The organism is Verrucomicrobium sp. BvORR034 (genome assembly GCF_000739635.1).
In the GTDB taxonomy this organism is placed as follows: Bacteria; Verrucomicrobiota; Verrucomicrobiia; order Verrucomicrobiales; family Verrucomicrobiaceae; genus Verrucomicrobium.
On record NZ_BATQ01000174.1, the window covers coordinates 1 to 2,870 of the forward strand.

The 2,870-nt window shown below is 58.0% G+C and carries 2 protein-coding genes and 1 pseudogene; all 3 read right to left on the reverse strand.

All coding sequences use genetic code 11. The annotated features are described in order from the left end of the window. Positions 1 to 711, reverse strand: a pseudogene (locus BV034_RS30420) (sugar-binding protein); the annotation flags it as partial. Between the two features lie 470 nt (positions 712 to 1,181). Then, positions 1,182 to 1,832 carry a T6SS immunity protein Tdi1 domain-containing protein gene (locus BV034_RS30425; protein ID WP_081888231.1) on the reverse strand — a complete coding sequence of 217 codons (651 nt, stop codon included), beginning with the start codon at positions 1,830 to 1,832 and terminating at the stop codon, positions 1,182 to 1,184. After that, positions 1,829 to 2,870: RHS repeat-associated core domain-containing protein (locus BV034_RS30430; protein ID WP_265593645.1), on the reverse strand; the 1,042-nt coding region annotated here is incomplete at its 5' end. The genes BV034_RS30430 and BV034_RS30425, both read right to left, overlap by 4 nt.

Below are 2,870 nucleotides of genomic sequence, written 5' to 3' on the forward strand. Positions count from 1 at the left end.
GATGCGCCGGGTCCGGTAGTCGTAGCCATACTCATTCTCATCCGCGTTGGGCAGGGTCACCCCTTCCAGGCGGTTCTCCGCATCCCAGTGATAGGTGGTGGTCTGGGCGGACTGCCCGGTGACCGTGAGCGTCTGGGTGGCGCGATTGCCTGCCAGGTCATAGGTCAAGTCCGCCGTGCGGGTCACAGCCCCCAGCCCGTCCTCCTCCGACCAGTCCGTGAGCTGGTTGAAGTCGTTGTAGGTGTAGAGCGTCTTGGTGGTAAGAGTGCCATCCGTGCTCACCAGCTTGACACTGCGATTGCTGCCGGTGTCATAGGCATAACCGGTGGTGATCACCGGGGAACCAGGCTGGGCCATGGCCTCACCCGTGAGCCGGTTGGTGGCGTCATACACCATGACGGTGCTGCGCCAGCCTGCGCCCCGGGTGCCCTCTCCGGGCCAGCGCTCTGACTGCACCGTGACATTGCCCACCGCATCATAGGTCCACAGGAACTGGGCCTGCAGGGCATCGGCGCTGGTGTAGGTCTGGCGCGATTCCAGACGGCCCAGGTCGTCATACGAGTTGTATTGCCACAACCCGTTGGGCTGGGTCTGGGCCACGGCCCGGCTGGCCAGGTCATAGTGATAGACGGTGGTGCGCCCGCCCTCAGTCACTGTGAGCGGTTTGCCCTGGCTGTCGTAGGTGGTGGCAATGGTCTTGCCCGTGCCCAGCGCGGTCCCGGTCCGGCGTCCGCCCTAGGCATAGGTATCAGCCGCTGGAATAGCCTGTCTTCTGGCATTTTCGCCAATAACCAGGGGAATATCAAGGGGTTGAGGAGGTGCCCGAGCGGATTGGGGTGGTCCAGGAACAGGCCGGTATCCTTGCTTCTGTCCTAGGCTACTGTGAAAACCGGGAACCCGGTGCCGTGAAATCCGTCTTCTCGCCCCCCTCTCTCCTCGGGGCGAAAGGCTGTATTCAGGCGCCTCACCCGGTGATCTGACATCCCGGACCTAAAGGTGATATTTGCGATGACTTCGCCGGTCATCAGTTTCTATGTTTCTTAATGAGGTAGCCGCCGGAATAGCCTGTCTTCTGGCATTTTCGCCATCTGCTCACGAGCTGCGAAGCACGACGAAGGAGTAACCTTGTTTCGGTGCTTATTTTGTGAAAACAGGCTGTTGGCACGGGCTGCTATGGGTTATCACATTTGGTTGTCACTTTTGACGCTACCGCTCATGAACACCCGACTGATTGTCTGACCAGCAGCAAGTGTGCGAGTTTTATTCCTCAATTGGCCGCAAATTTCGACATAAACGCTCAAGTCGATAGTCTCAAGATTGGCGAGCTCATCAGCCCCTCCCAAGAAAAGCGGCACCTTGTAGCCGACACATTCCGAGTATGAGAGGTCATTGGGGTTACTGGCTCGCCACTGCTGCCAAAACGGGAATGAAAGGGCATCATCCGCATACTCGACAAGCTCCACATTGTGAAAATCTGCAACGGAGGCGGGGATTTCCATCGCTTCCGCAGCTCCGATTTCCAGCATAAGCACTTGTGGCCGTCCGTCCTCGATCCGAGCAAGATCAACTGCGAAGTGCCTGCCGAGCCAATCGAAAGCGAACGGTACGATTCGGCCTCTATATTCCGGGAAGACTTTCTCCATCGCAGCCTTGGCAGCGTCCATTCTGTCGGATCGAAGGACTCGATACAGGCCATGCAGAAAGGTCTTCCCGCCAAGGGCACCAATGATCGCTGAGAGATTTGGATCACCACACTCTGGCGGAACGCCGTGCACAAAGTTTCTTTCGTTGGCTGTAACCTGAAAAACGTTGTTGAAAGGGTCTAGGGTCATGGATCGGCCATGTTGACGTTGTTCACTCGCGTGCCTGCTGGGAACTTCTTGATTTGACCGTTGATCTGTGAGCCCATACTCCGGTTCACGCTGCTATCGAGGCCGGACATGTTGGGCATCGCGTCGGTCCCGCCAAGTTGCAAGTCAATAGTGTGGTCTGCATCTGTCTTGGAATCCAAACCGGCCTCACGGCGATACCTTGATTGCGTTGTGCCATTTCGAGTAGGGGCTGGCGTCACCACGGTGTCAGCCTCGGTCAACGCTGCCGCCTTGGCATCTGCGGCGGCTCGTTGAGCGTCCGTCCAGTCGGGTTTGTATTTCAGCGTGAGGTCTACTCCACTATTTGCGGCTTTTTCAGCATTCTCAACGGTCTGTTTTCCAGTCTCAGTTGGGGACTCCTCTCCTGAATTCTGGTTCATTAGCACATTTGCAGGCAGGCGCGTGGCAGGTAGCGCCACCGGAAGGTCCACCGCCGGACCGTGTGCTGGTGCAAACCTCGGACCGGGTCCTTTGGGCACGCCAGTGCGCGCGAATGCCGCTATCACAGCTTCTGCCATGGCAATGTTTTCTCCAACGGCCCTCCCATTCTGAGCAGCCCTAGAGTCGCCCCCAACATCGCTACCATGATAGCCGCCGACGAATCCTGCTCCAAATTCGCCTGGAGATCCCGTTAGGTCACTGAATCGCTCTCTCGCCTTGTCAACATCGGGAAACACGGTTGTGGCTCTCGACTTGTGGAAGTCCTGTGCGGGCGTTATCTGTAGCACCCCGTATTCTGTGCTGAAAAAGACTCCGAAGATAATGGCTCCTTCCAATCCCTCCGGATCGAAAGCCGTCCACGGATTCTGCAGCACGTACGCATACAAGTTGGGGCCATCCACAAACCCTGCCGGGTCGCGGCTCAGCCACACGCCGGTCTCGATGTCACGGTAGCGGAACCCTTCGTTGAGCAGCCCGGTCGGATCTTCCTCCTTGGTGTTGGCCCGCTGCCGGTCTAGGTTGGTCCCCGTTTCCAACGGGCGTTTGCCGTAGGCTTCA